Source organism: Gelidibacter sp. (assembly GCF_039916245.1).
Classification (GTDB): Bacteria; Bacteroidota; Bacteroidia; order Flavobacteriales; family Flavobacteriaceae; genus Gelidibacter.
In genome coordinates this window covers 1-3385 of the sequence record NZ_JBDSLS010000085.1, presented here as the reverse complement: position 1 = coordinate 3385, position 3385 = coordinate 1, and the positions used below count along the sequence as shown (strand labels likewise).

Below are 3385 nucleotides of genomic sequence, written 5' to 3'. Positions count from 1 at the left end.
ATTACTACGGGGGCAGGACAATTTTGTACCAAACCTGGATTGTTATTAACTATTGAAGATGATAAAACACAACAGTTCATCAACGATTTAGCTAAAAAAACAATAGCTATTGCTCCGCAGTATATGTTGCATCCAGACATAAAGAAAGCATTTGTTGAAAATGTAAATATTGTGTCTTCTCAAGCGGGAACTGTGGTCGTTGCGAAAGTTGAGCAAACTATCGACGCGAACGAAGCGCCTTCACAAATAACAAGTGTTTCAGGGAAAGTGTTTTTGGCAAACCCGAAATTACATCTTGAAGCATTTGGACCATTTGCATTAGTGGTTAGGGCCAAAGATCAAGAGGAGTTAATCGAAATTATTAATGGATTGGACGGGCAATTAACGGGAACTATAATTGCCGAAAAAGAAGATTATGTTCATCTTTACGATGTTATTGATGCGCTTGAAAATAGAGTGGGTCGAATCATTTTTAATGGCGTCCCAACAGGCGTTGAGGTGTGTCCATCAATGCAGCACGGCGGTCCATATCCAGCATCAACCGATTCAAGATTTACATCGGTAGGAACCAACGCCATAAAACGATGGGTCCGACCAGTGAGTTATCAGTCTTTCCCTAATGAGTTATTGCCAATCGCTTTAAAGCGATAGAGGTCTAACGAGGATCTGATCTGAAAGACTAAAAGTCCTGAATTGTAGCGACCAATAATACTAAGAATCAAAACTATAAAATTTACCCTAATGAAGTTAATAAAGCAATGAATAGAAACACATTTGTTTGTATTGACGCACATACTTGCGGAAATCCAGTAAGAGTAATTAAAGAGGGCGGGCCTCATTTAGTTGGAAAAACGATGAGTGAAAAACGCCAACATTTCTTAAAGGAATATGATTGGATTCGAAAAGGCCTGATGTTTGAGCCTCGTGGGCACGATATGATGAGTGGGAGCATTCTTTATCCACCCCATAACCCCGAAAATGATTTTGCCATTTTATTTATTGAGACCTCAGGTTGTTTGCCCATGTGCGGACATGGTACAATTGGCACAATAACCATAGTGATTGAAGAAGGGTTAATAACGCCAAAGGTTCCAGGACGGATACGCATGGAGGCGCCTTCAGGATTAGTGGAAATTGAATATAAGAAAACAGGAAACAAAGTGGATTGGGTACGTTTAACCAACGTTAAAAGTTATTTAGCCGCCGAGGGTTTAACCATTGACTGTCCTGAATTGGGGCAACTTACTTTCGATGTGTCTTATGGCGGAAATTATTATGCCATTATAGATCCACAGCAGAATTTTTCAGGAGTACAAAATTTTACCGCGGGTAAATTGATTCAATATTCTCAAGTTTTGAGAGATAAGATCAATCAAAAATATCCGAATATGTTTGTACATCCAGAAAATGAATCTATCAAGGATGTATCGCATATACTATGGACCGGAAAACCGACGGATGCAACGTCTACAGCAAAAAACGCCGTTTTTTATGGCGATAAAGCTATTGATAGAAGTCCTTGCGGCACAGGTACCTCCGCGGTTATGGCCCAACGCCATGCAAAAGGTTCTTTGAAAAAAGGAGAGGAATTCATCCACGAAAGTTTTATAGGTAGTAAATTTGTAGGGATTGTGGTTGAAGAGACCACATTAGACGGAAAGCCAGCCATCATTCCTAGTGTGCAAGGTTGGGCAAAAGTGTATGGCTATAACACTATTATTATTGATGAAGATGATCCGTATGCATTTGGATTTCAGGTCATTTAAAAATTAGATAAGATGAAGTACTTTTATTATGTTTTTTTTCTGCTGATATTATCAGCGCCATTACAGTCGCAAAATTTAACTCAAGAAGATTATGGAAGAGCGGTAAGTTATTTAAATGATAATCTTAACAATAAAACAATTTTCAATACCCACACCTCTGTCAATTGGTTTGAGAACGGTTCCGGCCTGTGGTTTGTCGATTATTCTGAAAAGGGAAAAGTTTATAAAACAGTTGATCTCAAAGATCATATGGTCAAACCATTATTTGATCATGAAAAACTATCAGAAGCATTTCAGAAAACTTTTGGAGAAGCGATCAAGTCAACGGATTTTTCACTTCGAAACATTGCATATGATGACGAAAAACAGCTGTCTTTTAAGACTCTGGGCAAGACTTATCTATTGAATTTAGAAAACTATAATCTTCAACTTAAGGAAGAAAGTAAAGTGGCGGAGACGCCATTTGAAAGTAAATCGCCTAATGGTAAATGGATCGCTTATACAGAAAACTATAATCTTTATATAAAATCTACTGATACAAATGAAGTTCACCAATTAAGTTTTGATGGTAAGAAGGGCTATGAGTATGGAACTTATTATGGCTGGTATGATATCATAGAAGGGGAAAATGGAGATCGTCCTAGACGTTTTGCCGTAAACTGGTCTCCAGATTCCAAATGGTTGTCAACCAAACGAATTGATTTAAGTATTGCCGAAAAAATGTATCTGCTCGATTGGAGTCAAGATTCTTTATACAAACCAAAGTTACTTTCCTATTATAGAGGATCGCCAGGAGATACAACCCTGGTAAAGGAAAGGGCCATTTTTTACAATATAGATACTAAAAAAGAGCAAAAAACGAATTTCCCAGAATTCACCCATTTGAATCGGTTCTCCATTAAATGGTCGGATAAATCTGGTGTTTTCTATGCAAATTATATTGAACGTGGTTACAAAAAGGAATATGTAAAAACTGTCGATTTAAACGCCCATACAGAGCGAACATTAATTGAAGAAACAAGTCCAACTAATATTGATAATTTCACATATTCTACTTTAGAAGAGAAAGGGAAATTAATTTTTCTTTCGGAAAGAAGTGGTTGGAGGCAATTATATAGTGTGGATTTAAAAACTTATGAAATTTCGGCACTTACCAAAGGAGATTTTTACGTTAACGACATCAGTTTCATTGATAAATCTTCTGGTGACATTTATGTTTTGGCCTCGGGGAAAGAAATTGGAAACAATCCATATCATCAACAGTTATATAAAGTTGCCTTAAAAGGGAAAATGACATTATTGACTCCAGAAAACACACATCATAGAGTGTCGTTTTCAAAAGATGGCAAATATTTTGTTGACAATTATTCCACCGTAAACATGCCAACAAAAACTGTTTTAAGAGCTTCGAAAACAGGTAGAATCATAACGCAATTGTCGGCGGCGGATATCGCTCATGTGGCGGCAAAAGGATGGAATTCGCCAGAAGTATTTCAACTTCTCGCTAAGGATAATAAAACGACCATTTACGGAGCGTTATGGAAACCTACAAATTTTGACGCCTCAAAATCCTATCCTTTAATTGATGCTACTTACACCGGACCGCATACGCAAAGGTT

At 37.4% G+C, this 3385-nt stretch carries 3 protein-coding genes; all 3 read left to right on the top strand.

Translation table 11 applies throughout. The features are described 5' to 3' along the window. On the top strand, window positions 1-651 hold a 651-nt coding region (locus tag ABIQ28_RS04100; RefSeq protein ID WP_348035494.1), incomplete at its 5' end, for an aldehyde dehydrogenase family protein. A 107-nt stretch (window positions 652-758) separates the two neighbouring features. Then, on the top strand, window positions 759-1766 hold the full coding sequence (locus ABIQ28_RS04095; RefSeq protein ID WP_348035492.1) for a 4-hydroxyproline epimerase: 1008 nt from the start codon (window positions 759-761) through the stop codon (window positions 1764-1766). 12 nt (window positions 1767-1778) lie between these two features. Beyond that, window positions 1779-3385: DPP IV N-terminal domain-containing protein (locus ABIQ28_RS04090; protein WP_348035490.1), on the top strand; the 1607-nt coding region annotated here is incomplete at its 3' end.